Genomic DNA, 24,540 nt, shown 5'->3' with positions numbered 1-24,540 from the left:
AAGGAATTTTTGATGGAGATAAAAGGTAAGGTGGTGGCGATTACCGGAGGTGCGGGTGGCCTCGGATTTGCGATGGCACAACTACTGGCCGCCGCCGGTGCCAAGTTAGCCCTGATTGATGTGGACCAACAGAAACTGGAACAAGCATGCGCCATGTTGGGCGATACTGAAGTTCAGGGGTACGCGGTGGATATCACTGACGAAGAGGATGTGATTGCGACTTTTCGATTTATTCTGGAAGACTTTGGTCAGCTCAACGTATTGGTCAACAACGCTGGCATACTGCTGGACGGCATGCTACTCAAAGCAAAAGAAGGGCAGGTGACTGAGCGTATGTCTCTGGCGCAGTTTCAGGCGGTAATTAATGTTAACCTCAGCGGCAGTTTTTTATGTGGCCGGGAAGCCGCAGCTGCCATGATTGAATCCGCACAACCAGGACTCATTATCAATATCTCCAGCTTGGCTCGGCACGGTAATATCGGCCAGAGCAACTACGCTGCATCCAAAGCCGGTGTCGCATCCTTGGCGGTGGGGTGGGCGAAAGAGCTAGCACGTTATCAGATCAGAGCCGTAGCGATTGCCCCAGGTGTGATTGCGACTGAGATGACGGCAGCGATGAAACCAGACGCGCTGGCGCGATTGGAAAAAGCCGTGCCGGTAGGTCGCTTAGGTCTGGCCGATGAAGTCGCAGCCACCGTAAAATTTGTGATTGAAAATGACTATGTTAATGGCCGGGTCATTGAAATTGATGGCGGTCTGACGTTGTAAGTTTTAGTGCGCTGACGCCAGTCAAAATCCTGACTATTCCCATTCGTTACAGAATGTTCTAACGTGGGGAGTAATCAGGATTTTTTGTTGTTGTAAACTGTTTATTCCCAGCGAAGTAGCCGTCGCCGAAGTTGACATAAAGCCTGTCACACTGAACAATCTGCGCTTGTTCTAAGAACGGTTACTTTAGAGGTTAGGCTGGTCAATGCACAGGCTGGAAACTGGAATAAAGCGCTTCATGCTGGTGTTGGGCGGCTTAGGTGTGGTGGTGATTTATGGGGGCTTTTTTTACTTGCTTTTCAGCGGGCGTTCAACCGCTCCCATCAACTGGTACTACTTGTTATCGCCTTGGTTATGTGTGTTCTTTGGCTTATCGAAAGAACAGCAACATCGGGTGCTACAGTGGTTTTTAAATAAATTTAAAGGCAAAAAATAATTCTATCTATGCTGCTTTGCGGCAACATAAGGAAAGGGCAATGATGACCTTTGGCTCTGCGGTGAGAATTCTGAGTATGGCGGCATTATTGGCGTTACAGATATCTTGTAGCCCTCAGCCAGCGGTAGAAGTAAACACCAGTGCCCCTGAAGAACAACATACGATGAAAACTGCGGCCTATGGTACTTGGGAATCCCCGTTAACTGCTGATGATGTGTTTGGACAATCGGTGGTGCTTGGGCAAATGCAAAGTGTCGATGGTGCAATTTATTTCAGTGAGTCTGATCCTGCGCAAGCTGGGCAGATAGGCATTAAACGTCTTGACGATAATGATAAAGTTGTTGATGTCGTTCCGGCAGCATTTGGTGTCGGTTCACGGGTTCATGAATATGGCGGTGCGCCGTATTTGGCGATTGGTAATAGTGTGTTTGCCAGCAAAATGTCCGATCAGCTGTTTTATCGTATCGCGCCCGATCAACCTCCGTTAGCGTTGACACCTGCGGGTACTCGGCATGCAGACTGTATCTCCTATCCCAAAGGTTCCCGTATTATCTGTGTCCGTGAAGATCACCGTGGTGAAGGTGAAGCTAAGGCCAGTCTGGTCACTATCAATCTGAATTTCGCCGGTGAAGGCGATACCTTCGTGGAAGGTCACGATTTTTTCAGCTCTCCGGCAATTAATGCGGATAACACACAGTTAGCGTGGGTAGCCTGGGACCATCCTAATATGCCATGGGATAACACACAGTTATGGGTAGGCGATCTCAACCGGAAAGGCCAGATTAGCAATATTCGACAAATTGCACCGCGACACCACGGGTCGCTGATGCAGCCAATGTATGCACCGGACGGCCAACTGTATTTTATTGCTGATTATGATAATTGGTGGAACCTCTATCGGGTAACTGCGGCGGGTGGCATTGAGCAAGTGACCCAACTCAAAGGTGAAATAGGGGGGCCAGCATGGCGCTTCGGTCAGCACGCTTATGCGTTTGAAAATGCCCATAGTGTCATTTTTAGTTATCACCAGGATGGCAAGGTCCATCTGATGCGTCAGGACCTGACCAGCGGTGTCAGCGAAGAGCTGGCGACTGATTTCGCCAGTGTTGGACAAGTCATCAGTGCTGACAAAGGTGTGTATTTTATGGGGGCAAAGTCGACACCGGAACATGGTATCTACAAGGTGTCTGGCCGTGGTACCGAATTAGTTTATGCCCCAGCTATCAAGGGATTAGAACCCGATTATATCTCGCGGCCGGTAGCGGTAAGTTTTGATACCAACGAGCGACAGCAAGCTTACGGTTATTTCTATGCGCCGACTAATCCACAGTATGTCGCGCCCAAAGATACCAAACCGCCGTTGCTGATGATGTTACACGGCGGACCCACGGCAGCCGCCAGCAGTGCCTATAGCAGCGCTATTCAGTATTGGACAACGCGCGGATTTGCGGTGTTTGACCTCAACTATCGGGGCAGCACTGGGTATGGTCGGCAATACCGTAAAAGCCTTTACGGCAAATGGGGTGTGGCGGATGTCGATGATGCGGTCAATGCCGTGAAGTACCTGGTGGATGAAGGATGGGTTGACCCCGACAAGGTTGCGATTCGCGGTGGCAGTGCTGGAGGTTTCAGTGTGTTAGCAGCTCTGGCATTCCATGATACGTTTAAAGCTGGCACCAGTTACTTTGGTATCAGTGATATCGCGGTGCTGGCGCAGGAAACACATAAATTTGAATCCCATTATATTGATCAGTTAATCGGCCCGTATCCTGCTGCAAAGCAGATTTTTCATGATCGGTCACCGCTGTATCATCTCGAAGGGCTGAATGAGCCGCTGCTTTTATTGCAGGGACTGGATGACAAAGTCGTGCCTCCCAATCAATCTGAGCTGATATATCAGGCAGTGAAAGCCAAAGGGGTACCCACCGCGTTTATCGGGTTTGAGGGGGAAGGGCACGGCTTCCGTAAACCGGCAAATAACATTCGTTCATTGCAATCCGAATTATCTTTTTATGGGCAGGTGTTTGGTTTCACTCCGGCAGGCGAGTTACCCGTATTGCCTATAGATAATGCGGCTGCATTACCCAAAGCAGCACAGCATTAATGTCAGTGGTGGCAACAAGATTTTCCAGAAAGTCCTTCAATGATGGGGCACTCCGGAGAATCGCCACCATGACATTGGTTCACCAACTCACTTAATTCTGCGTGCAGTGCTTGCAGGCTGGCCATTCGTTGCTCGAGTACTTTCAGATGTTCACTGGCGAGTCGTTTTACATCACTGGCACAGCGTTGTGGATCATGTTTCAGTAGTAGCAGATCTTTGCATTCTTCAATGCTAAAACCCAACTCGCGACAATGCTGCACAAACTGCAGCGATTCGAGTTGCGCGTCACTGTATTCCCGGTAGCCATTGTCACCGCGTTCGGCCTGTACCAATCCGATATCGTGGTAATAACGGATGCTCTTGATACTTAATCCCGTCGCTTTGGCGACTTCACCGATTTTCATGGTATGACTCCTGTGATCCACTACTGAACTTTCGCAACATCTTTTGCTCGTCTGCTTGACTCTCCAGCTACTGGAGACTTTACCCTTTACAGTATCAGATTACCATGAGCAGTTTGCTGATGAGCTGCTTAGGAGAGGGACATGAAAGCTTATCAATTTCATATCGACAATATGCACTGTGGCGGTTGTGCCCGTAAAATCATGGCGTTATTCGCCGATGACATCGGCGTAAATGCGCAAACCGATGTGACGGAAAAATCACTGACATTAACGTTGGATGATAACGCTACGCTAACGGAGACCGAGGCAAAGCAACGTTTGCAGCAGGCAGAGTACCCGGCAGACACCGCCAGCAGCTGGCATGAATTTAAAGTTGCAGATATGACGTGTGGTCACTGTGAAGCCTCTATTCGGAAGGCATTAGCCGATGCTGATGAGGTAAAAGTTGATTTGCAAACCAAGCAGGTGTCGGTGCTAAGTCAACAGGATACACAGTTACTGATGGCAACCATATCCAATGCCGGTTTTACGCCCGAACCTTGGCAAAAATCAGAAAGCCATTGGCACGAGTTTAAGGTGGCGGATATGACCTGTGGCCATTGTGAAGCCACAATTCGCAAGGCGTTGGCCGATGCGGACGAGGTGAAGGTCGATTTACCTGCTAAGAAAGTGTCAGTGTTGAGTTCCCTGAACGAGCAAGCGCTAATGACACTCATCAGCGACGCAGGTTACACGCCTGATGTGTGGTCGGAACCGTGTACCAGCAGCTGGCATCAGTTTAAGGTGCCGGATATGACCTGCGGTCACTGTGAAGCCTCTATTCGCAAAGCGCTCGCAGATGCTGATGAGGTGAAAGTTGATCTGCAAACTAAGCAGGTGTCGGTACTGAGTCAACTTGATGATAGTAAGCTGTTAGCGGTCATTGAGGGGGCAGGTTACAACCCAGAACCATGGTCAATTGCGGAGGACCATGAGTCCCCAAAATCTGAAGGAGCCTCAGTCGTGGCTGCGGCTCCGCAGTCGAACCACAAAACTCAGGAAGAACCCTCTCACCAGTCAGCTGCCATTGCGCCGTCAGCCACTGAAGGTGTGTTGATGTTTGTGCCGGATATGAGCTGCGCCAGCTGTGTGGTAAAAATAGAAAAGGCATTTGCCAATGCGGGAGTTGACGCGCGTGTTAACCTGGCCGATAAACAGGTTAGCGCCGCAAAAGGTGTATCGGTTGCAGATGCCCAACAAATCCTGGCCAGTGCTGGCTACCGTGGTGAAGTGGTTGAAGACGCAGCCAACGCAATGGCGGATAAAGCCGCGCATGATGCCAAGGAATACCGTACGCGGATCATTCAGTCTGTCGTGACGCTTGGCGTCGGCATCCCGCTGATGATCTGGGGCATGAGCGGCGGCGACATGACAGTGCACAGCGATAGCTCGCGTTGGAACTGGGGCGCAGTATCGCTGTTGTGTTTACTGTTACTCATCAGTTGCGGTGGCCATTTTTACCAAGGCATGTGGCGTGCATTAAAAGCCAAAAGTGCCAATATGGATACCTTGATCGCGTTGGGAACCGGTTGCGCCTGGTTGTATTCTTCAGCGGTGGTGCTGTTCCCAAACTGGTTTCCTGAAGGGACTCGCCATGTTTATTTTGAAGCCAGCGTGATGATCATTGGTCTGATAAACCTGGGTCATTCACTGGAATTGCGTGCCCGCGGAAAAACCAGTGAGGCGGTACAAAAATTGATTGGTCTGCAAGCCAATACCGCATTACTGATCACCGATGCGGGAGACCAGCAGACGCCGATAGCTGACCTAAAGCCCGGCGATGTATTGCGCTTGCGCCCCGGTGATCGGGTGGCATTAGATGGTGAAGTCGTTAGTGGTGAGTCACTGCTGGACGAATCAATGCTGACTGGCGAGCCCATGCCGGTAAGAAAAACGCGTGAGGATACTGTTAGTGCCGGTACTATTAATGGTGATGGCACATTAACTTACCGTGTGACGGTTGGACCGAAAGATACCCGTCTAGCGAAAATTATCGCCTTAGTACAGGAAGCACAAACCTCGAAGATGCCCATCGGCCGTCTGACAGACAAAATCGCCGGGGTGTTTGTGCCGGTGGTCGTTGTTATCGCCCTATTGGCCGCGGTGCTTTGGTACTTTTTCGGACCAGCGCCTCAGCTGTCACATGCCTTAGTGGTCCTTACTAGTGTCCTCATCATTGCCTGTCCCTGCGCATTAGGTTTGGCAACGCCAATGTCAATTATGGTGGCAGTTGGCCGTGCGGCGCAGATGGGCGTATTGATCAAAAATGGCGAAGCATTGCAAACCGCCAGTAATGTCAGCTGTGTAGTGCTGGATAAAACGGGCACCATCACCGAAGGTAAACCGCAACTAGTTGCTATTCATGCCATAGATACTGATGAACTTGATGAAGCCCGTTTGCTTCAAGCAGTAGCAAGTTTAGAGCTGCAATCCGGTCATCCCCTGGCTCAGGCATTTCTCAACGCCGCGAAAGCCCGTGGGGTAGATGTGATAGCGCCAGCAGCATTTGAATATCGTCAGGGACAGGGCATAGTCGGCACTATTGGTGATGATCATTGGCTGTTGGGTAACCGTAAACTGCTAACCGCCATGGATGTCACTGTCGATCAGACTGCGCAGCAGCAACTGGATAATGCTGCTACGTTAGGACAAACACCGGTGCTGGCGGCCAAAAATGGCAAGCTGGAGGCCATTTTGGCCATCAGTGACCCAATTCGGGGGGATGCCAAGGCGGCGTTAGCGGCTTTGCAACAGCAAGGTAAAAAACTGGTGTTGTTGTCGGGGGATAATCAACATACGGCCAACGCGGTAGCCAAACAGTTAGGTATTGAGCAGGTTATCGCGGGTGTTATGCCGGATGAAAAGCAGGCGTGGGTAAAAAAGCTGCAACAGCAAGGTGAAGTGGTTGCCATGGTGGGCGATGGCATCAATGATGCGCCGGCGTTGGCGGCAGCCGATGTCGGTGTGGCGCTGGGAACCGGTACCGAAGTCGCGATTGAAAGTGCCGATCTGACATTGTTGACCCCACGACTGGAAAATTTAGCGCAGGCGTTTGCTTTATCCAAAGCGACCCTTAGCAACATCAAACAGAATCTGTTTGGTGCGTTTATTTACAACAGCTGTGGCATCCCTATTGCCGCAGGCGTGCTATATCCATTTTTTGGCGTGTTACTCAGTCCGGTAATCGCTGGTGCTGCCATGGCATTGTCGTCATTGACCGTCGTTACCAACGCTAATCGCTTACGCCATCAACGCCTGCAATAGCATAAAGCCCGCTGTCTAATTGGCGCAGCGGGCTTGCATTTCAAGCTAAACGTCATTGCACTGCGGTTGATAAATCTGCGAATGCTGTTTATAGTGACGCGCTTTATCCGGCTGTCCTCGAACAGTCTGGAATTTTTGTCCACTCAGCTACAGATTTGGAATTTCTGACGTGATCACAACCGCGAATATCACCATGCAGTTTGGCGTTAAGCCTCTGTTTGAAAACATCTCCGTCAAATTCGGTGAAGGCAACCGCTATGGCCTGATTGGCGCCAATGGGTGCGGTAAGTCCACCTTCATGAAAATCCTTTCCGGTGAGCTGGAGCCAACATCTGGCAACGTATCGCTGGACGCCAATGAACGTCTGGGCAAACTGAATCAGGATCAATTTGCTTACGAAGAATTCAGCGTCATTGATACAGTGATCATGGGCCATAAAGAATTATGGCAGGTGAAACAGGAGCGTGACCGCATCTATTCTTTGCCGGAAATGAGCGAAGAAGATGGCATTAAGGTCGCTGAACTGGAAATGGAGTTTGCTGAGATGGATGGTTACACCGCCGAGTCTCGTGCCGGCGAGTTGTTGCTAGGGGTTGGCATTCCGCTGGAACAGCATTTCGGCTTGATGAGTGCTGTAGCGCCCGGCTGGAAATTGCGTGTGTTGTTGGCGCAGGCACTGTTTGCTGACCCAGATATTCTGTTGCTCGACGAACCGACCAACAACTTGGATATCGATACTATCCGCTGGTTGCAGGAAACGCTGAGTCAGCGTAACAGCACCATGATCATCATTTCTCACGACCGTTACTTCCTGAACTCTGTGTGTACTCACATGGCGGATTTGGACTACGGTGAGCTGCGGCTTTATCCGGGCAACTATGATGAGTATATGACAGCTGCATCCCAAGCCCGTGAGCGTTTGTTGGCAGAAAATGCCAAGAAAAAGACGCAGATTGCTGAGTTGCAGACCTTCGTGGCCCGCTTCTCTGCTAACGCATCTAAGGCTAAACAGGCTACCTCTCGCGCCCGCCAGATCGATAAAATTAAGCTGGATGAAGTCAAGGCGTCTAGCCGTGTTAACCCCTATATCCGTTTTGAACAGGATAAGAAACTGTTCCGCAATGCCTTGATCGTCGAAAACCTCAGTAATGGTTACGATCATCCATTGTTTAAAGATGTTAATCTGATTGCTGAAGTGGGTGAGCGCATCGCCATCCTAGGTGAAAATGGCGCGGGTAAAACTACCCTGGTGCGCACCCTGATCCATGAATTGCCACAAAAAGAGGGCACTATTCAGTGGTCTGAAAACAGCAGTATTGGCTATTACGCGCAGGATCATGCGGATGATTTCGAAAACGAGATGAATCTGTTTGACTGGATGAGTCAGTGGCGCCGTGAAGGTGATGATGACCAGGCGGTACGTGCCGTATTAGGGCGGATGTTATTCAGTGCTGATGACATTAAAAAGTCAGTGAAAGTGTTATCCGGTGGGGAGCAGGGCCGTATGTTGTTCGGCAAGCTGATGTTGCAGAAGCCGAATATCCTGGTAATGGACGAACCGACCAACCACCTGGATATGGAATCCATTGAGTCACTTAACAACGCCTTGGAAATGTACGAAGGTACGCTGTTCTTCGTCTCCCATGACCGTGCATTTGTATCATCATTGGCAAACCGTATCATTGAAATTTCTGGCCGTGGTGTGACTGACTTTAAAGGTACTTACGATGAGTTCCTGGCGAGCAAAGGCATCGAAAACTGATAGATAATGTCATTAAAAAGCCCGCAGCAGCGGGCTTTTTCATGCGTGAATCTCCCTTTACAAGCCGGATAGTTCCAGCCATTTGGCCATCTGTTCCAGACCTTTCAGACCTTCGATGTCAGTCGGTTGCAGTTGCAGCTTATATAGCGGCAGCTGACTGAAGCGTTGATCAATTTCCTGCAGATGTTTACGTTCCTGTGCCCGTCGCTGTGCTAGGAAACTGCCATCAGCACTATCAGGCAAGATACGGTTAACCACCAACCCCGCCAATGGCAGCTTTTCAGCGAGTAAACTCTCTACTGCACGACTGGTTTCTAGAATTGGCAGCTTTTCTGGTGTCAGCACAAACAGCAGCGCAGTACGCTTTTTATCCTGCAAAATCTCCCGGGTACGTTGCAATAATCGTTGCCGGGTTAACAGCGTTTCCGCAATCTCTTTGTTACGCGGGTCCATGCCAGCTGTGGCATATTCAGCCGGATCTTCAAAAGGATTATCGATATCGCGGCCAGCTTTTGGCGTAAGGTGTTCCAGCACGGCGCCGAGCTTTTCCGAGCGTTCATTGGCTTTCAGCAGTCCTTGTGTCCAGGCGGCCATGGCTTCCGGAAGACTCAGCAACCGTAGCGTATGCCCGGTTGGCGCCGTATCAAATATCACTAAGTCGTACTGCTGTTGCCCCAGTTCAATGGTGTTGGCTATTCGTTCCAACAGTGCTGCTTCCTGAGCCCCTGGCGACTGCCGAGTAAGCCGCATCTGTCGTTCAATTTCGCCGTACATCTCGGGGCGGGTAAAACGTTTGAGTTGGCTGGTGACCTGGTCCAGATGACGCTGCACTTCCTGATCAGGGTCAATTTCCAAGGCATCCAGATTGGGGGCCATGCGGGTAATGCTATCGCCAATGTGTCTGGCAAAGGCATCAGACAGACTATGTGCCGGATCGGTGGAGACCAGTAGCACTTTTTTGTTGCGACTGGCGGCCAGCAAAGCCAAGGCAGAAGACACGGTAGTTTTACCCACGCCACCTTTGCCACCGACCCAGATAACTTGTTTATCAGTAAGAACGTCCATATTAGGTACCGCCGTTCTGCTTAACAGCATTTAAACTGGTCAAGCGGCGAATGGGGCATGCCCATTCGCAGATGCCAGTCGTGAAATTTCTCCAGCATGATGGGCTGCAGTTCCAACGTGTAATAACTGGCTGGATTGGGCACGCCCATCATTTCGGAGAAAATCAGCAGCATGAAAAGATCGTCCTGGTCCCGCCTGGCTCGTGCAATTGCCGAACGAAATGGCGCGTTATAGGCTTCTTCAGCCATCAGGCTGAAGTCTCGAAACAGACGACGGATCTTTTCCAGTTTCATCAGTTAGTCTCCTTGGGCCTGTGCTTTACGCTCTTTAATGGTTGTGGTTAATGTCGCAACACATTCCAGCGTAATGATGATTGCCGCAATCAACACAATCAGGTCCAACGTGAACAGGAACCAGTCAGCTTTGACATAGAAGCCCTTGAGCTGGATCACCAGACCAGAGATAGTCATGACTAACAGGAACACCAGTGGTGCCAGGGTGTAAATCATCGGCCGCCCCAGTTTCACCAGCATCACGGTGATCACCAGCAGTGTCAGACCGCCAAGCAACTGGTTAGTGGTACCGAATAACGGCCAAATCAACAGGCCGCCTGCACCATCACCGCCTGCACCAAATGCCAGTAACAGACAGGAACCTACCGCCAGGAACGTGGCGATGGAGCCTTTACTCATCCAGCCAATTTTGTAAATGACACCCCATTCCTGGAAGATGTAACGCTGTAAACGCAAGCCAGTATCCATGGTGGTTCCTGCAAACAGAACCACCATTACGGTGAGCAGCGTTTGTGCCATGGTTTCGTCTAGGCCCAGACCTGATTCCAGAATATTTGCACCACCACGGATAAATGCACCAACCCCGCCTTGACCAAATGAATGGTAGACATTCTGCCAGTCAGCCAAGGTGGCAAAGCCGGCGGTAGAGGCAATAATTGCGGCCAATGCCAGTGAGCCTTCACCGATAGCACCAAAGTACCCCACGAAACGCAGATCAGGTTCTTTATCCAACTGTTTTGACGTCGTGCCGCTGGCTACCAGACCATGGAAGCCGGAAATGGCGCCACAAGCGATGGTCACGAACAGCAGCGGTACAATCGATGGTGTTCCTTCCGGTACATTTGTGTTAAACGCAGGCGCTACCACATCGGGACCAGAAATAATGACGGCACCGTACAGCAGACCCAGACCGATAAACAACTGGATGCCATTAATGTAGTCACGAGGTTGCAGCAACATCCATACGGGCAGTAGAGAAGCGACTGCCGCGTAGATGAATAATAAGATAATCCAGCTTTCGTTATCAGTCAGTGGCCCCACCATTTCAGGCAATGAAATCGGGATCATCGGGCCGACATAGATCATCGCATACAGCGCGATAACCCCAACAACCGACACAACCAGCAGATTGATGTGTTGACGGTAGATAAGCTGACCCACAATCAACGCTACCGCGATTGCCCCCCATACCGGGACTGTCGCACTGGGGAAGTTAATCAGCTGCTTGGCAATTACCACCGCAAATACGGCGTTTACCATCAGCAGCACCAGGAAAATAACCACCATGAAGATAGAGCGCGCGCGGGAACCGATGACATCTCCGGTAACGGCACCAATAGACTTGGCTTTATTGCGGTTACTGGCCCAGATAGCACCGGCATCATGAACGCCAGCAAAGAAAATTGTCCCCAGCGTCACCCATAAAAACGCCGGTACCCAACCCCAAATTACCGCAATAGCGGGACCAATAATCGGCGCCGCACCGGCGACAGAGGTAAAGTGGTGCCCCCATAACACATATTTGTTGGTCGGTACGTAATCCACCCCATCCTGCATGGCATGGGAAGGTGTGACGAAATTAGGATCAACCTTAAAGATTTTTTCACAGATGAATTTAGAGTAGACGAAATAGCCAATCGCCATCGCCCCTAAACCCATTAACATCAAAAAGATAGCATTCATGCATCACCTCTGGGTGTGTAGTTATATATGTAACTTATTGATGTTAATGGATACAACTTTTGGCTAATATCCGACCAAGGTCTAAATTGAAACTGTTTAGCAACAATTTGAAAACATTTGCAGAATGCGGTAGACGGGATTTTTGGCGGTAACTGGGCGGTCACTACAATTTAGTGAGCCCAGTTACCGTGACTATTAATGGCTTACAAACTTACGTCGACTTCATAGGCAGTAAATTTACGGATATTGATAACACCATTATCAAATATCAGATATTGGCCTTTGATCCCCATCAGGGTGCCACTGACGCACGGATCTTTATCAAAATTGAGCGATTTAATTTTGCTGGGGTATGCCGTGACCGGATAACGGATGTCAGTAATGGCACTGTTGAGCGGTTCAATAATAAATTGCTTTGAACCATCCAGTTCAGTCAGCTTGGCACTGATCTGCGGCAGCAATATCTCAGCTTCTGCTTTTAAATCCAGTGGGTCATTATCGCTTTTAAGCATCGCCTGCCAATTGGTTTTATCAGCGATGAGTTGCGCCAGTGCGACTTCAATCAGACCTGACAAATAACGCGAGTTAACCCGAAACAATGGCATTCCCTGCGTCGCACCCTGATCCAGCCATCGGGTTGGCAGTTGAGTATGACGGGTGATGCCGACTTTAATTCCAGAAGTATTCGCCAGATAAACATAATGCGGTACAAAGCAATGCTCCAGTCCCCACTGTGGCTCACGACAGGTGCCTTGGGCGTAATGGCAGGTTTCGGGTTTCATCACACACATATCGCAACTGGCCAATTTCTGCATACAGACAAAGCAGTGACCTTGAGCGTAACTTTTCTTGGTGCGGTTACCACAATTGCAACAGAGGATGCGGCCAGTAAAGTTTAACGAGAGTTTTTTTCCGATAAGCGTATTCAGGGGTAGTTGCTGCGCACCCACGCGCAGCGAATATTGTGCAAGGCCATTGTCATCCAGGGTGACGGCCATTTTATCCAGCGTACCTAACATAATGCGGTGTTTTATTAAGAAGTTTCCGGCAGTGTATCAGTTGGAATGCCATGATACCGACCGGAAAATTCGATTGACCTATGTTAACGGCTTCGTACTTTGTCTATTACGACATCATCACCAATTTCATATAGCGCTTCCGTGAGTAAATCTTCCTGATGCGGATCGCTAAGACCCAGACTGATCGTGGCGCGAAACAGGGCGATACCGGTATGGCTGGCACTTTCATATTTACTGCTAAATCGTTCGATATTTATCCCTAAGCTGCTAAGCTTGTTGGATATTTCCTTAACCAGACCCGGACGGTCATAAGCTACCAGATTATAGGTCAGGCGTAGACGCGGTGGGTTAAAGTGAGCCGCTGGCGCGGCAGTCATCATCAGTCCGTCGATAGATTCCAGAGCTTCCTGCAGTTCATCCCAATGTTGCTCGTCGATTTCCAGCAACAAGATGGCGGCAAAAATACCGTCAATATGACGCAGCTCAGAATCGAGCCAGTTTCCCCCGTGGTGGCTGACAGCGTTGGCGATCTGCTCGACCAACCCTTTGCGATCAGGCAGCTGTAATGTAATCAGATATCGGCGCATATTGGGACGGCTCCTGTATGCTGTTAAAAACAGACGGTGTAACATTACTGTCATTTTTGCGTCATATAATTCAGAACATGCCACCTGAGTGGAAATGAACCGGTTTGGCAGGTTGTAATTTATGATAATTACCGCCTACAAGACAATAATTGTGACACGCCTTATAGTTTAAATAATAGAGGTTTTCGATGGAAAGTCAGGTCTCTAAGCCTGCTCCTGAATCCCATGATTTTTTGATGGAAAAACGTGGCAATCGGCGTGCATTGAAAGATCAGCTGGCCAGAGCCGGTGTCACCATTGGTGGCATCATGGTTTTTGTGGCGTTATTGCTGATATTTTTCTATCTGTTATATGTCATTAAGCCGGTGTTTGACGCTGCTAAGGTGATTCCGCTCAGCAGTGTGCCCGTCGCTACCGATGGTAAGACCTTGATGGTCGGTGCCGATGAACAGAATGAGCTGATTTATCGGGTAAATGAACAAGGCCAGGTAGATTTCTTCAGAGTCGCAGATAGCTCAAAAAAAGTCCTGTCATTACCTGTGCCTGAAGGTACGAAAGTCGTGAGCAGTGCGGCTTCAGTACCCAATCAGCAGCTATTTGCCCTGGGTTTGGACAACGGCCAGGCATTATTGGCAGGCATCGATTTCAGCGTCAGTTATCCCAATAATCAACGTTTGATTACCCCGGGAATTCGATACCCCATGGGTGAGCCATTAGTGACGGTAGATGACCATGGCTCGCCATTGCAGCAACTGGTGTTTGCCTACAATAGTGACAAAATCAGTTTCGCTTACTGCGGCAAAGATCAGCACTGGTTCCTGACTCGACTGGGTGGCGAGCAAAACATGCTCACCGAGGAAGTTGAATGGCAACGACACACTGTCGTGTTGCCAAATACTCCGCCAGTTGTAGAGCATCAGCTACTGACACCTGATCAGCGCCAGTTGATGTTACAGTCCGGTAATAAAGTATTCATATACAACATTAATGATGTCGATGATATCAGCTTGCTACAGGTATTGGATCTTGAGCGTGCCAAAGCAAAGGTCAGCAATATCAGTTTGTTGGCGGGGGCAAGCTCATTATTAGTGAGTTATAACTCTGGCGTGGTCGCGCAATATTTTCAGGTGGCTGGTGAGCATGGTCGGCTGTATCAGTACATACGAGAGTTCAAGGGCTTAGGTAATATTGGTGCATTGGCCAGCGAATATTATCGTAAGAGTTTTGCTACTGTCAGTGAAGATGGCCGTTTAGAACTGTTGTATACCACCAGTGAACGCGAGTTATTCTCGAAGAAATTCGATTTGGCTAACCCTGTTGCAATGGGTTTTAGTCCTCGCTCCAATGCGCTGGTTGTGCAAGCTGGCGACAAGTTGCAGTTATTTAGTGTGAGCAATGAACACCCGGAAGTTTCCTGGAGCGCTCTCTGGAACAAGGTGTGGTATGAAGGTTATCCGGAACCGCAATATGTATGGCAATCCACCTCTGGCTCGGATGATTTTGAAGCTAAACTGAGCCTGATGCCGTTGGCATTTGGCACGTTAAAAGCAGCATTTTATGCAATGATTTTTGCAGTTCCGCTGGCAATTGCTGGTGCTATCTACACCGCATATTTCATGTCTGCAAAAGTGCGGTCACTGGTCAAGCCGACCATCGAGATTATGGAAGCGCTGCCCACCGTGATCCTGGGATTTTTAGCAGGTTTGTGGTTAGCGCCGTTGATTGAAGATCATTTGCCTGGCTTGCTTCTGCTGTTACTCCTGTTGCCAGTGACCATACTACTCACGGCTTTTGCCTGGTCTAAGCTTCCTGTTCGCATCAAAGCGTTGTTGCCAGAAACTTATCAGGAGCTATTGCTGATCCCGGTCATCTGCTTCTTTGGGTGGTTTTCATTTGCGATTAGTCCCACCATTGAGCTGTGGCTGTTTCATGGTGATACCCGTCAGTTCATTACTAATACCTTGGGCATGAGCTTTGATCAGCGCAATGCGCTGGTAGTGGGTATTGCCATGGGCTTTGCGGTGATCCCGACAATATTTTCCATTGCTGAAGATGCCATTTTCTCAGTGCCGCGGCATCTATCCAATGGCAGCCTGGCACTAGGCGCAACGCGTTGGCAAACACTCACTCGGGTAGTGTTGTTGACCGCCAGTCCCGGGATCTTCTCTGCGGTCATGATGGGGCTTGGCCGTGCTGTAGGCGAAACCATGATCGTGCTGATGGCGACCGGTAATACCGCCATCATGGATTGGAGTATTTTTCAGGGCATGCGCACACTCGCGGCGAACATTGCCGTGGAAATGCCGGAGTCCGCCATTGGCAGTTCCCATTATCGGGTGCTGTTCTTAGCCGCATTTGTGCTGTTTATTTTCACGTTTTTCTTTAACACGATTGCCGAAGTGGTGCGCCAGCGGCTGCGTGAACGTTACAGCTCGCTGTAAAGGTATTGGCAGATGAAGCGTTTATATGAGCAAGGGGCAGTTTGATGGGCAAATGGTTTAAATCCGGAGCACCTTGGATTTGGATGACAGGCGGCGCTGTCAGTCTGAGCCTGATTGCGGTGTTGGGCTTGTTGCTGCTGATCGCCTGGCGTGGACTCAGTTATTTTTGGCCGGCGACCATTTATCAGTGGCAGATGCAGGATGAAAACGGCAAACCCTACACCTTGATTGGAGAGATCCACGACCGCGAACAGGTGCCGACCGAGCGCTTGCGTGCTGCTGGTCATCAGTTTGCCAATGATCCTGGTGAATTTGTGAATCGGTATCTGGTGAAAACAGGTAACCGCGAATTTGTGAGTCTGGATTTTCGTTGGATACTGCAAACGGATATTAAAAGTCGCACTACGCCAGAGGGGCTGGCAATGCTGGAGCGCAGTAAAAACGGTAATTTCTATGGTTATCCGGTTGCCATCCTTGAGTCCGGGAAGCGTTTGCCCTCGCAGGGTGATATTGCCGATACACTGCATCAGTATATTCAGCGAGCCGTTACGCTCAACGAGCAGGCCGATGCTTTGCAGAAACAGGATATTGGTTCAGTCAATTATGATTTGGAACGGTTACGTCTCAAAGGGCGTAAGTATGAGTTGGACAATGAGCTGACGGCTGAACGTCAGGCAGATCTGGCGCAGCAGCGTCAGCAGTTGCAGGCCAAATATCAGGTACTGGAAAAGCAGTTGTTCTCATTGCGTGAACAAGCAGGGCGTGATGCGGTAGTCGTTAAAGATATGCGTGGTCAGGAAGTGACACTGCCATTAGATACGGTATTGGATGTCAGTTATGTCAATCGCATGGGCTTCTGGCAGAAGTTGGGCACCTGGTGTGTCCGTGTCGGCCGGTTTGTCAGTGAAGATCCTCGTGAAGCCAATACCGAAGGTGGGGTGTTCCCGGCGATATTCGGTACCGTATTTATGGTGTTGTTGATGGCAATCATTGTCACGCCATTTGGCGTGATTGCGGCTATCTATCTGCACGAATATGCTCGAAAAGGCGCGTTGACCAAGATTATTCGGATTGCAGTGATTAACCTTGCCGGGGTTCCCTCAATTGTGTACGGGGTTTTTGGCCTAGGCTTTTTCGTCTATATGGTGGGTGGTTCCATCGATAAGTTGTTTTATCCAGAAGCGCTGCCATCGCCCACTTTCGGGTCGCCTGGTGTGATTTGGTCGGCCTTGACCTTGGCCATTCTGACCTTACCCGTGGTGATTGTTTCCACTGAGGAAGGGTTGTCGCGTATCCCGAGTGCGGTCCGGCAAGGCAGTTTGGCGTTAGGTGCCACCAAGGCAGAAACCCTGTGGCGGATTGTGATCCCGATGGCCAGCCCGGCCATTATGACGGGGTTGATTTTGGCGGTGGCACGCGCTGCTGGCGAAGTTGCGCCACTGATGCTGGTTGGCGTGGTGAAATTAGCACCTAACCTGCCAGTGGATATGAATTTCCCCTTTGTGCATCTGGAACGTAAGTTTATGCACCTCGGGTTCCATATTTATGATGTGGGCTTCCAAAGCCCCAATGTAGAGGCCGCTCGGCCCTTGGTATACGCCACGTCGTTCCTCCTGGTAACTGTGATTGTGGCGCTTAACCTGACGGCTATCAGCGTGCGTAACCATCTGCGTGAAAAGTATCGTTCGCTGGAAAACTGATAACAGCCAGTGCAAGAGACAGGACAGAAACAACCTATGATTTCGATAGATGCCTCACTAATGACCGCTTCTGCCAAAGTAGATTTGAAGAATCTGCCACCGGAACAGACGGCGCTGGAGATCCGCGACCTTAATCTGCACTACGGTGATAAGCAGGCACTGTTTAACGTGTCGATGAAAATCCCCAAGAAAAAGGTCACTGCCTTCATTGGCCCCAGTGGTTGTGGTAAATCCACGCTGCTTCGTTGTATCAACCGTATGAATGATCTGGTAGACAACTGTCATATCGATGGTGAAATTCTGCTTAATGGTCACAACATCTACGATAAAAAAGTGGATGTTGCCAAATTGCGCCGCAACGTCGGCATGGTATTTCAGCGTCCCAATCCATTTCCGAAATCTATTTATGAAAACGTAGTTTATGGCTTGCGATTACAGGGGATTAATAATCGGCGCGAGTTGGATGAAGCCTGTGAGCGTTCACTTCGCGGTGCCGCTATTTGGGATGAAGTCAAAGACCGTTTACACGATAACGCCTTTGGCTTGTCTGGTGGTCAGCAGCAGCGTCTGGTGATTGCTCGCGCCATTGCCATCGAGCCCGAAGTGTTATTGCTGGACGAACCGACCTCTGCGCTGGACCCAATCTCAACCCTGACGATTGAAGAGCTGATCACTGAGCTGAAAACCCGGTTTACCGTGGTGATTGTGACGCACAACATGCAGCAAGCCGCACGGGTCTCTGATCAGACGGCATTCATGTATATGGGCGAGTTGGTGGAATATGGCGATACCAATACCATTTTTACTACGCCACGGCAGAGTAAAACCGAAGATTATATTACCGGGCGTTACGGTTAACGCCTCCCACTGAACAAAGGCAGATTTTATGGAAAACAAAAATCTTAATAAGCATATTTCCGGTCAGTTCAGTGCCGAACTGGAAGATATTCGCAATAAAGTGTTGGCGATGGGCGGATTGGTTGAACGCCAGTTGGAGCAGGCGTTGGATGCTTTAGGTGCTTTAGATATAGAACTGGCACAGCAGGTGATTGACGGCGATCACCGTGTTAATGGCATGGAAGTGGACATTGACGAAGAATGCACCCGTATTATTGCCAAGCGTCAGCCTGCTGCCAGCGATCTGCGTTTGGTCATTGCGATTTCTAAGACCATTGCGGACCTGGAACGTATCGGTGACGCTTGTGTGCGTATTGCCAAGGCAGCATTGGAAAAACGTAACAATAACCAGCAACCGTTGTTGGTGAGTATTGAGAGCATGGGACGCCATGCCACCCGTTTATTGCACGCAACTTTGGACTCGTTGGCGCGGATGGATGCGGAATCGGCGATAGAACTGCATAAGGAAGACGCCAAGCTCGATAAAGAATATGAAGGCATCATTCGCCAATTGATGACTTACATGATGGAAGACCCACGCTCTATCCCCGGCATTCTTGATGTGCTGTGGGCTGCGCGCGCGGTCGAGCGGGTAGGGGATCGCTGTAAAAACATCTGTGAGTATGTGATTTATTACGTGAAAGGCCGCGATGTCCGCCACGTTTCTTATGAAGAGATGGAAAAAGACTGATTGCACTTATGTGTACTGAACGCCAGCGATTGCTGGCGTTTTTTATGGATACCATGTTATTTCAGGTGTTATGTCAGTAGGTGTTCCACTTATGCTGCTGAAATAAGCGGCAGATAATCTTCGCCCGTAGAGGTGCGGAGTGTCGTAGTGCTAAGATAACCATCGCACCGTCATGTCGTCGGTGTTGCTGTGAGGACATCATGAAACAAACCCTGATCCGAGGTCTGCTCAATTTATTGCCGATGGCGCTCAGCCTGTGGTTGTTCTGGTCGCTATTTGCATCATTGGATGAACTTGGAAAATTGTTGCTAACGATAGTGCACGCTCCATCCCCATTCCCTGGCGCGGGTTTTCTGCTGGTGGTGGCGCTGGTGTTTATTGCAGGGTTACTGTTTTCAGTCAGTCCGGTGGTGTGGCTGTGGAGCTGGGTTGAACGACAGTTGATGCGGTTCCCTCTGTTTAAGTCTGTGTATGGCAGTATTCGCGATATTGCCTCGTTGATGAATCGCGACCCTTCTAAACCGAAGTCACAACAGACAGTGTTAGTGCGCCAGGCTAATGGTGGCTACGTTGTGGGGTTCATCATGACTGACCGCCCGCCACAACCGTTGGTGGATGCGTTACCTGAAGGCGACTGGGTTCCGGTGCTGTTTCAGTTGTCTTATCAGATGGCCGGGATCACCAGTCTGGTGAAACGGGAAGACTTAATCAAAGTCGACTGGTCATTTGAAGAAGCCATGCGTTTTAACCTGACCGCAGGGATTTCGCAGTCAGCGGTGACAGATCACGATCATCACCACAAACCGGGTGATTAACCGTACAAACGTCCTTTATGCTCCCCAATCTGGCTGATTTTGTGTATAATCGGCGCGAATTGTTGCCAAAACAGTAGTAATCTCAGCGGGTTTGCCGGTTTCATTTTGCTCCGGTTCCCGTAATTCCCGCCCCATGAGCCGGCGGGAATGTTGCTCCATTATCAAAGGTTTCCTAGCCTTGCCGCGGAGCAACAATGTCGCTGAATTACCCTTGCTGTCGCCCATTGGCAATGTGTTGGCTGCTGCAGTCTGCAAGTACACAACGACTGAGAAACGGTTTACCAAGCAGTAGCCTGTCATCTGATGGGAGCGTTTATGTCGATAAAATCGAGTATCAATCCACCAGTGTTTTTTTCATCAGTAATTTGTCTGGTGGCGCTGGTATTGATTGCGGCAGTATGGCCGCAACAGTCACAGGCGCTATTCAATAGCGTACAAACCTGGTTACAGTTAAAAGCAGGTTGGCTTTATGTGCTGGCGGTGGCGATTTTCCTGGTGTTCGTCGTGTTTATTATGCTGAGCCGTTACGGCGATATTAAGTTAGGTCCTGACCATTCCGAACCTGATTTCAGTTATAAAACTTGGATCGCCATGTTGTTTTCTGCCGGGATGGGGATTGGTTTGATGTTTTTTGGTATCGGTGAACCGGTCATGCATTTTTTAGCACCGCCTGATGCCGATCCACAGACGATGGAAGCTGCTAAAGAAGCGCTGAAAATTACCTTTTTCCACTGGGGATTACATGCCTGGGCCATTTACGCTATTGTAGCCCTGAGTCTCGCTTATTTTAGTTATCGCCATAATTTACCTTTATTACCCCGTAGTGCTTTATATCCGCTGATTGGTAATCGCATTTATGGCCCGATTGGTCACTGTGTCGATACCTTAGCCGTTCTTGGCACAGTGTTAGGCGTAGCAACTTCTTTGGGTTTTGGTGTGGCGCAGGTTAATTCAGGCCTACATTTTTTGATGGGAGATGCTTTTCCCATTTCCCCAGCCGTACAAGTAGGTCTTATCTGTGTGATCACGCTGATGGCAACTGCTTCGGTGGTCTCCGGTGTCAACAAAGGCATTAAGAGCCTCAGCGAACTCAATATGGGCTTGGCGTTTCTGCTGATGATGTTTGTGTTGCTCGTTGGTCCAACGGTGGATCTGTTACAACATTTTGTGCAGAACACTGGGGCTTATTTCAGTGACATCGTTAATAAGACTTTTAATCTCTACGCTTACCAGCAGAAAAATGATTGGTTGGGCGGTTGGACGCTCTTTTATTGGGGCTGGTGGATCTCTTGGTCACCTTTTGTCGGTACCTTTATTGCCAGAGTTTCCCGTGGTCGCACAATTCGTGAGTTTTTGGTGGGGGTGTTGTTTGTGCCAACCGGTTTTACATTTTTATGGATGACTGTTTTTGGCAATTCGGCAATTGACGCCATCATGAATCACGGCGCTCAGTATCTGGCTGATGCAGTGTCTTCAGATGTCTCAGTGGCGCTGTTTACTTTCTTTAAACACCTGCCATGGTCAGGATTTTTGGACATTCTAGGTGTGTGTCTGGTGGTAACGTTTTTCGTGACCTCATCAGATTCAGGCTCACTGGTGGTGGATAATCTGACGTCTGGTGGTGATGAAAATGCGCCGGTGTGGCAGCGAATTTTCTGGGCTTTGCTTGAAGGCGTTGTCGCCTCGGTATTATTACTGGCCGGTGGACTGAAAGCCTTGCAGACGGCATCAATCGCCAGCGCCATGCCGTTTCTGGTGGTGATGTTGCTGATGTGTATCGGTTTATTCAAAGCGTTAAAGGATGATCGTTTGAAGCTAATGAGTGTGCGCTTACATAACACTAGTGTGCAGTATTCGCAGACCAGTGTTCCTTGGCAAAAACACCTCGAAGTGTTGGTTTCGCATCCGAGTTATAAGGACGCCCGGCAGTATTTAGATGACATTGCCGAACCGGCTTTGTCGATGGTAGCGCGTGAATTTGTCGAACGAGGCATTGATACCAAACTGCAATATGAGCAAGACCGGGTGCGTTTGCTGATTGAGGAACTCCAGGTGCAAACCTTTGTATACGCCTTGCGGATCCGCAGTTTTACCTTACCAACATTGCTTGAGACCGGTGATAGACACTATTATCGCGTCGAAGTATTTCTCGAACATGGCGGGCAGTATTATGATGTTATGGGGTATACGCCAGAGCAGCTACAGGCGGATGTAGTAACTCAGTACGAGAAATATCTGCATTATCTGCATCTTTCTAATGCAGAATATGTGAGTAATTAAGGTCGTAGCGTCGTTAGACGTAGGAATCAGGTATGACAACACCAAGCAAATTGGACCGGGTACTGGCGGAGGCCAGGGAATATCGGGCCAACCGTGAGAAAGGGTATCGGGAACAGGCGTTAAAACTGTATCCCTGGGTTTGTGGTCGCTGTGCCAGAGAATTTACTCATAAAAATCTGAGTGAACTCACGGTGCATCATCGCGATCACAATCATGATAACAACCCATCGGACGGCTCTAATTGGGAGCTGTTATGCCTGTATTGTCATGACAATGAACATGCTCGCTTTGAAGAATTAGTGTCCTATGGTGATACTTCGGAAACTAAGCAAGCACCTGCGACCTTTAATCCATTTGCTGATCTCAAGGCAATGATGGCTAAAAAAGGTCAGAAATGACAAAAAGCACCTATTTTTGAGGTGCTTTTTTAAGTGGTGAACATATCTGACTGGTGAAGGAAGTGGCAGCGGATGTGATACACCCTTTTTGGCAGCAACAATATCGAGGCTTTTGTAACAAAGTCTATTTTGCCGGGGTTCAACATTGGTTTACCCCGGCACTCGACTTATACTCTTGGCCTTAAACATTACTACAACAATGATGGAAGCAAGCAATATGACTCTTGGCTCAGCTAAGGTAAGCAAAACTCAGTCATTTATGACGGTCTCCCTAATCGAATTGTGGGAACGCTTTGGTTATTACGGCATGCAGGCGCTGATCATTTATTTTATGGTGCAGCGTTTAGGTTTTGCTGATGACAGAGCAAACTTGGTATGGAGTGCTTGTGCAGCACTGATTTATGTATCTCCAGCAATTGGTGGTTGGGTTGGGGATAAAATACTCGGGACTAAACGTACCATGTTGCTGGGTGCCGGGGTGCTGTCTGTAGGTTACGCATTGATGACCGTCCCGACAGAAAATACCTGGTTCCTGTTCGCCGCGCTGGGCGTTATCGTCGTCGGTAACGGCCTGTTTAAGCCAAATGCTGGCAACTTAGTGCGTAAAATCTATGATGGTGATGACGCTAAAATTGATAGTGCCTTCACCATTTATTACATGGCGGTCAACGTTGGTTCAACCATTTCAATGATCTTGACTCCATGGATTAAAGATTATGTGAATGCCACTTATGGTAATGATTTTGGTTGGCATGCAGCGTTTGCGGTTTGCTGTGTGGGCTTGTTAGTCGGTTTAGGTAATTATTCTGTCATGCGTCACGCTGTTGCCGAATATGGTTCTGAGCCCGATCGTCATCCAGTCAACAAATCTAAACTGGCTATGGTATTGATTGCTGCAGCTGCTTCAGTGGTGTTATCCGCCATTATTCTCGAATATCAAACTGTGGCTCGTATCTTCGTGTACGCTGCTGGTGTTGCTGTTCTCGGTATCTTTGCCCACTTGATCCGCAACAGTGAAGTCAGTGAACGTGCCGGTTTGATTGCGGCGTTAGTATTAACCGTTCAGACCGTATTTTTCTTCGTGTTCTATCAACAGATGTCTACGTCCCTGAACTTGTTCGCATTGCGTAATGTTGACTGGGATTTCAAGGTATTTGGTGTGCATCTGTGGACTTGGGCGCCTGCACAGTTCCAGGCACTCAATCCTATCTGGATCATGTTGCTGAGCCCGGTATTGGCCTGGACTTACTCTTGGGCTGGTCGTAACAATAAAGACTTTTCTATCGCAGGAAAATTTGCGTTGGGATTTGCTGTTGTTGCGATTGGGTTCTTCATCTACGGTGTCGCTGGTCAGTTTGCGGTGGATGGTAAAACTTCATCCTGGATCATGATCTGGGGCTATGGTTCCTATTCACTGGGTGAATTGCTGGTGAGTGGTTTAGGCTTGGCGATGATTGCCCGTTATGTGCCTGCTCGTATGGGCGGCTTTATGATGGGAGCTTATTTCGTCGCGTCCGGTATTTCTCAGTATTTAGGTGGCGTGGTGGCAAACTTCGCAAGTGTGCCTAGAGATATTACCGATCCACTACAGACATTGCCTATTTATACCAGCCTGTTCAATAAGCTGGGGATCGCAGCGGTGGTTTGTACTTTGATTGCGTTGGCAGTTTTACCACTGATGCGCCGCCTGACCGAGACTCATCATTCTCACAACGGCAACAGTGATGGTGACAGTGCGGCTGCTTCACTTTCCGATGTGAAAACAGAGCAGTAATCTAATTGTTATGCATTGAAGGCCACCGATAGGTGGCCTTTTTTTATGAGAGCGCATTTGTGGTTTGGAATTTGGTGTCATTGCCATCATTTATGGTGGCAGGCATACGTTAGCAAAATG

General features: G+C 49.3%; 20 protein-coding genes and 1 pseudogene. 14 read left to right on the top strand and 7 right to left on the bottom strand.

The genetic code is table 11. The features are described from left to right. The first annotated feature begins 12 nt into the window (after nt 1-12). The 3 genes from KDN34_RS10730 to KDN34_RS10720 all read left to right on the top strand — a co-directional run bounded on the left by KDN34_RS10730 (nt 13) and on the right by KDN34_RS10720 (nt 3,308). Complete coding sequence (locus tag KDN34_RS10730; protein WP_212593781.1) at nt 13-768, top strand: SDR family oxidoreductase; 756 nt, start codon at nt 13-15, stop codon at nt 766-768. A 205-nt stretch (nt 769-973) separates the two neighbouring features. Continuing rightward, on the top strand, nt 974-1,204 hold the full coding sequence (locus tag KDN34_RS10725) for a hypothetical protein (RefSeq protein ID WP_212593780.1): 231 nt from the start codon (nt 974-976) through the stop codon (nt 1,202-1,204). A gap of 43 nt (nt 1,205-1,247) precedes the next feature. Next, nucleotides 1,248-3,308 carry a S9 family peptidase gene (locus tag KDN34_RS10720; protein WP_407695802.1) on the top strand — a complete coding sequence of 687 codons (2,061 nt, stop codon included), beginning with the start codon at nt 1,248-1,250 and terminating at the stop codon, nt 3,306-3,308. Nucleotides 3,309-3,310: 2 nt separating this feature from the next. On the opposite strand, the gene cueR is transcribed toward KDN34_RS10720, so the two are convergent. Beyond that, complete coding sequence (gene cueR / locus KDN34_RS10715; protein ID WP_212593778.1) at nt 3,311-3,712, bottom strand: Cu(I)-responsive transcriptional regulator; 402 nt, start codon at nt 3,710-3,712, stop codon at nt 3,311-3,313. A gap of 141 nt (nt 3,713-3,853) precedes the next feature. On the opposite strand from cueR, the pseudogene KDN34_RS17455 reads away from it, so the two are divergent. The 3 genes and pseudogenes from KDN34_RS17455 to KDN34_RS10705 all read left to right on the top strand — a co-directional run. Then, nucleotides 3,854-4,639: pseudogene (locus KDN34_RS17455) on the top strand (heavy-metal-associated domain-containing protein); the annotation flags it as partial. Nucleotides 4,640-4,807: 168 nt separating this feature from the next. After that, a complete protein-coding gene (locus tag KDN34_RS10710) occupies nt 4,808-7,015 on the top strand; it encodes a heavy metal translocating P-type ATPase (protein ID WP_228730483.1) in 2,208 nt (735 codons plus the stop codon). Between the two features lie 169 nt (nt 7,016-7,184). After that, on the top strand, nt 7,185-8,777 hold the full coding sequence (locus tag KDN34_RS10705; RefSeq protein WP_212593776.1) for an ABC-F family ATPase: 1,593 nt from the start codon (nt 7,185-7,187) through the stop codon (nt 8,775-8,777). 57 nt (nt 8,778-8,834) lie between these two features. Here the strand turns inward: KDN34_RS10705 and KDN34_RS10700 are convergent, their stop codons facing one another. The 5 genes from KDN34_RS10700 to KDN34_RS10680 all read right to left on the bottom strand — a co-directional run bounded on the left by KDN34_RS10700 (nt 8,835) and on the right by KDN34_RS10680 (nt 13,424). Continuing rightward, nucleotides 8,835-9,842, bottom strand: a complete 1,008-nt coding sequence (locus KDN34_RS10700; RefSeq protein WP_212593775.1) for an ArsA family ATPase — start codon at nt 9,840-9,842, stop codon at nt 8,835-8,837. A gap of 20 nt (nt 9,843-9,862) precedes the next feature. Beyond that, on the bottom strand, nt 9,863-10,135 hold the full coding sequence (locus tag KDN34_RS10695) for a cory-CC-star protein (RefSeq protein WP_212593774.1): 273 nt from the start codon (nt 10,133-10,135) through the stop codon (nt 9,863-9,865). Nucleotides 10,136-10,138: 3 nt separating this feature from the next. Continuing rightward, nucleotides 10,139-11,818, bottom strand: coding sequence for a carbon starvation CstA family protein (locus tag KDN34_RS10690; protein ID WP_212593773.1), 1,680 nt, complete (start codon nt 11,816-11,818; stop codon nt 10,139-10,141). A 203-nt stretch (nt 11,819-12,021) separates the two neighbouring features. Then, nucleotides 12,022-12,837: a DUF2797 domain-containing protein gene (locus KDN34_RS10685; protein ID WP_212593772.1), complete on the bottom strand. Its 816-nt coding sequence runs from the start codon at nt 12,835-12,837 to the stop codon at nt 12,022-12,024. Between the two features lie 83 nt (nt 12,838-12,920). After that, nucleotides 12,921-13,424 carry a glycine cleavage system protein R gene (locus KDN34_RS10680; RefSeq protein WP_212593771.1) on the bottom strand — a complete coding sequence of 168 codons (504 nt, stop codon included), beginning with the start codon at nt 13,422-13,424 and terminating at the stop codon, nt 12,921-12,923. 188 nt (nt 13,425-13,612) lie between these two features. Here KDN34_RS10680 and KDN34_RS10675 point away from each other — a divergent pair, with 188 nt between their 5' ends. The 5 genes from KDN34_RS10675 (at nt 13,613) to KDN34_RS10655 (ending at nt 19,968) form a co-directional block, all read left to right on the top strand. Beyond that, nucleotides 13,613-15,865, top strand: a complete 2,253-nt coding sequence (locus KDN34_RS10675) for an ABC transporter permease subunit (protein WP_212593770.1) — start codon at nt 13,613-13,615, stop codon at nt 15,863-15,865. 44 nt (nt 15,866-15,909) lie between these two features. After that, nucleotides 15,910-17,565: a phosphate ABC transporter permease PstA gene (pstA, locus tag KDN34_RS10670; protein ID WP_212593769.1), complete on the top strand. Its 1,656-nt coding sequence runs from the start codon at nt 15,910-15,912 to the stop codon at nt 17,563-17,565. A gap of 36 nt (nt 17,566-17,601) precedes the next feature. Then, the gene (gene pstB / locus KDN34_RS10665; RefSeq protein ID WP_212593768.1) at nt 17,602-18,423 is read left to right on the top strand and encodes a phosphate ABC transporter ATP-binding protein PstB; all 822 of its coding nucleotides are present in this window, start codon (nt 17,602-17,604) and stop codon (nt 18,421-18,423) included. A gap of 28 nt (nt 18,424-18,451) precedes the next feature. After that, the gene (gene phoU / locus KDN34_RS10660; protein WP_212593767.1) at nt 18,452-19,153 is read left to right on the top strand and encodes a phosphate signaling complex protein PhoU; all 702 of its coding nucleotides are present in this window, start codon (nt 18,452-18,454) and stop codon (nt 19,151-19,153) included. A 200-nt stretch (nt 19,154-19,353) separates the two neighbouring features. After that, entirely contained in the window at nt 19,354-19,968 is a 615-nt protein-coding gene (locus KDN34_RS10655; protein WP_212593766.1) for a DUF502 domain-containing protein, read from the top strand. A gap of 15 nt (nt 19,969-19,983) precedes the next feature. Here the strand turns inward: KDN34_RS10655 and KDN34_RS10650 are convergent, their stop codons facing one another. Then, a complete protein-coding gene (locus tag KDN34_RS10650; protein ID WP_212593765.1) occupies nt 19,984-20,127 on the bottom strand; it encodes a hypothetical protein in 144 nt (47 codons plus the stop codon). A gap of 156 nt (nt 20,128-20,283) precedes the next feature. On the opposite strand from KDN34_RS10650, the gene KDN34_RS10645 reads away from it, so the two are divergent. The 3 genes from KDN34_RS10645 (at nt 20,284) to KDN34_RS10635 (ending at nt 24,420) form a co-directional block, all read left to right on the top strand. Beyond that, entirely contained in the window at nt 20,284-22,248 is a 1,965-nt protein-coding gene (locus KDN34_RS10645; RefSeq protein WP_212593764.1) for a BCCT family transporter, read from the top strand. A 32-nt stretch (nt 22,249-22,280) separates the two neighbouring features. Further along, on the top strand, nt 22,281-22,646 hold the full coding sequence (locus KDN34_RS10640) for a YajD family HNH nuclease (protein ID WP_212593763.1): 366 nt from the start codon (nt 22,281-22,283) through the stop codon (nt 22,644-22,646). A 217-nt stretch (nt 22,647-22,863) separates the two neighbouring features. Next, on the top strand, nt 22,864-24,420 hold the full coding sequence (locus tag KDN34_RS10635) for a peptide MFS transporter (RefSeq protein ID WP_212593762.1): 1,557 nt from the start codon (nt 22,864-22,866) through the stop codon (nt 24,418-24,420). The last annotated feature ends 120 nt before the right edge of the window (nt 24,421-24,540 follow it).

This window comes from Shewanella yunxiaonensis (genome assembly GCF_018223345.1).
Lineage (GTDB): Bacteria > Pseudomonadota > Gammaproteobacteria > Enterobacterales > Shewanellaceae > Shewanella > Shewanella yunxiaonensis.
Note: the sequence above shows the minus strand (reverse complement) of the source record. Positions and strands in the feature narration are given on the sequence as shown.

Coding starts and splice junctions, on each gene's coding strand:
- KDN34_RS10730 (WP_212593781.1), top strand. CDS start 13: ATGGAGATAAAAGGTAAGGTGGTGGCGATTACCGGAGGTGCGGGTGGC.
- KDN34_RS10725 (WP_212593780.1), top strand. CDS start 974: ATGCACAGGCTGGAAACTGGAATAAAGCGCTTCATGCTGGTGTTGGGC.
- KDN34_RS10720 (WP_407695802.1), top strand. CDS start 1,248: ATGACCTTTGGCTCTGCGGTGAGAATTCTGAGTATGGCGGCATTATTG.
- cueR (WP_212593778.1), bottom strand. CDS start 3,712: ATGAAAATCGGTGAAGTCGCCAAAGCGACGGGATTAAGTATCAAGAGC.
- KDN34_RS10710 (WP_228730483.1), top strand. CDS start 4,808: ATGTTTGTGCCGGATATGAGCTGCGCCAGCTGTGTGGTAAAAATAGAA.
- KDN34_RS10700 (WP_212593775.1), bottom strand. CDS start 9,842: ATGGACGTTCTTACTGATAAACAAGTTATCTGGGTCGGTGGCAAAGGT.
- KDN34_RS10695 (WP_212593774.1), bottom strand. CDS start 10,135: ATGAAACTGGAAAAGATCCGTCGTCTGTTTCGAGACTTCAGCCTGATG.
- KDN34_RS10690 (WP_212593773.1), bottom strand. CDS start 11,818: ATGAATGCTATCTTTTTGATGTTAATGGGTTTAGGGGCGATGGCGATT.
- KDN34_RS10685 (WP_212593772.1), bottom strand. CDS start 12,837: ATGTTAGGTACGCTGGATAAAATGGCCGTCACCCTGGATGACAATGGC.
- KDN34_RS10680 (WP_212593771.1), bottom strand. CDS start 13,424: ATGCGCCGATATCTGATTACATTACAGCTGCCTGATCGCAAAGGGTTG.
- KDN34_RS10675 (WP_212593770.1), top strand. CDS start 13,613: ATGGAAAGTCAGGTCTCTAAGCCTGCTCCTGAATCCCATGATTTTTTG.
- pstA (WP_212593769.1), top strand. CDS start 15,910: ATGGGCAAATGGTTTAAATCCGGAGCACCTTGGATTTGGATGACAGGC.
- pstB (WP_212593768.1), top strand. CDS start 17,602: ATGATTTCGATAGATGCCTCACTAATGACCGCTTCTGCCAAAGTAGAT.
- phoU (WP_212593767.1), top strand. CDS start 18,452: ATGGAAAACAAAAATCTTAATAAGCATATTTCCGGTCAGTTCAGTGCC.
- KDN34_RS10655 (WP_212593766.1), top strand. CDS start 19,354: ATGAAACAAACCCTGATCCGAGGTCTGCTCAATTTATTGCCGATGGCG.
- KDN34_RS10650 (WP_212593765.1), bottom strand. CDS start 20,127: ATGGAGCAACATTCCCGCCGGCTCATGGGGCGGGAATTACGGGAACCG.
- KDN34_RS10645 (WP_212593764.1), top strand. CDS start 20,284: ATGTCGATAAAATCGAGTATCAATCCACCAGTGTTTTTTTCATCAGTA.
- KDN34_RS10640 (WP_212593763.1), top strand. CDS start 22,281: ATGACAACACCAAGCAAATTGGACCGGGTACTGGCGGAGGCCAGGGAA.
- KDN34_RS10635 (WP_212593762.1), top strand. CDS start 22,864: ATGACTCTTGGCTCAGCTAAGGTAAGCAAAACTCAGTCATTTATGACG.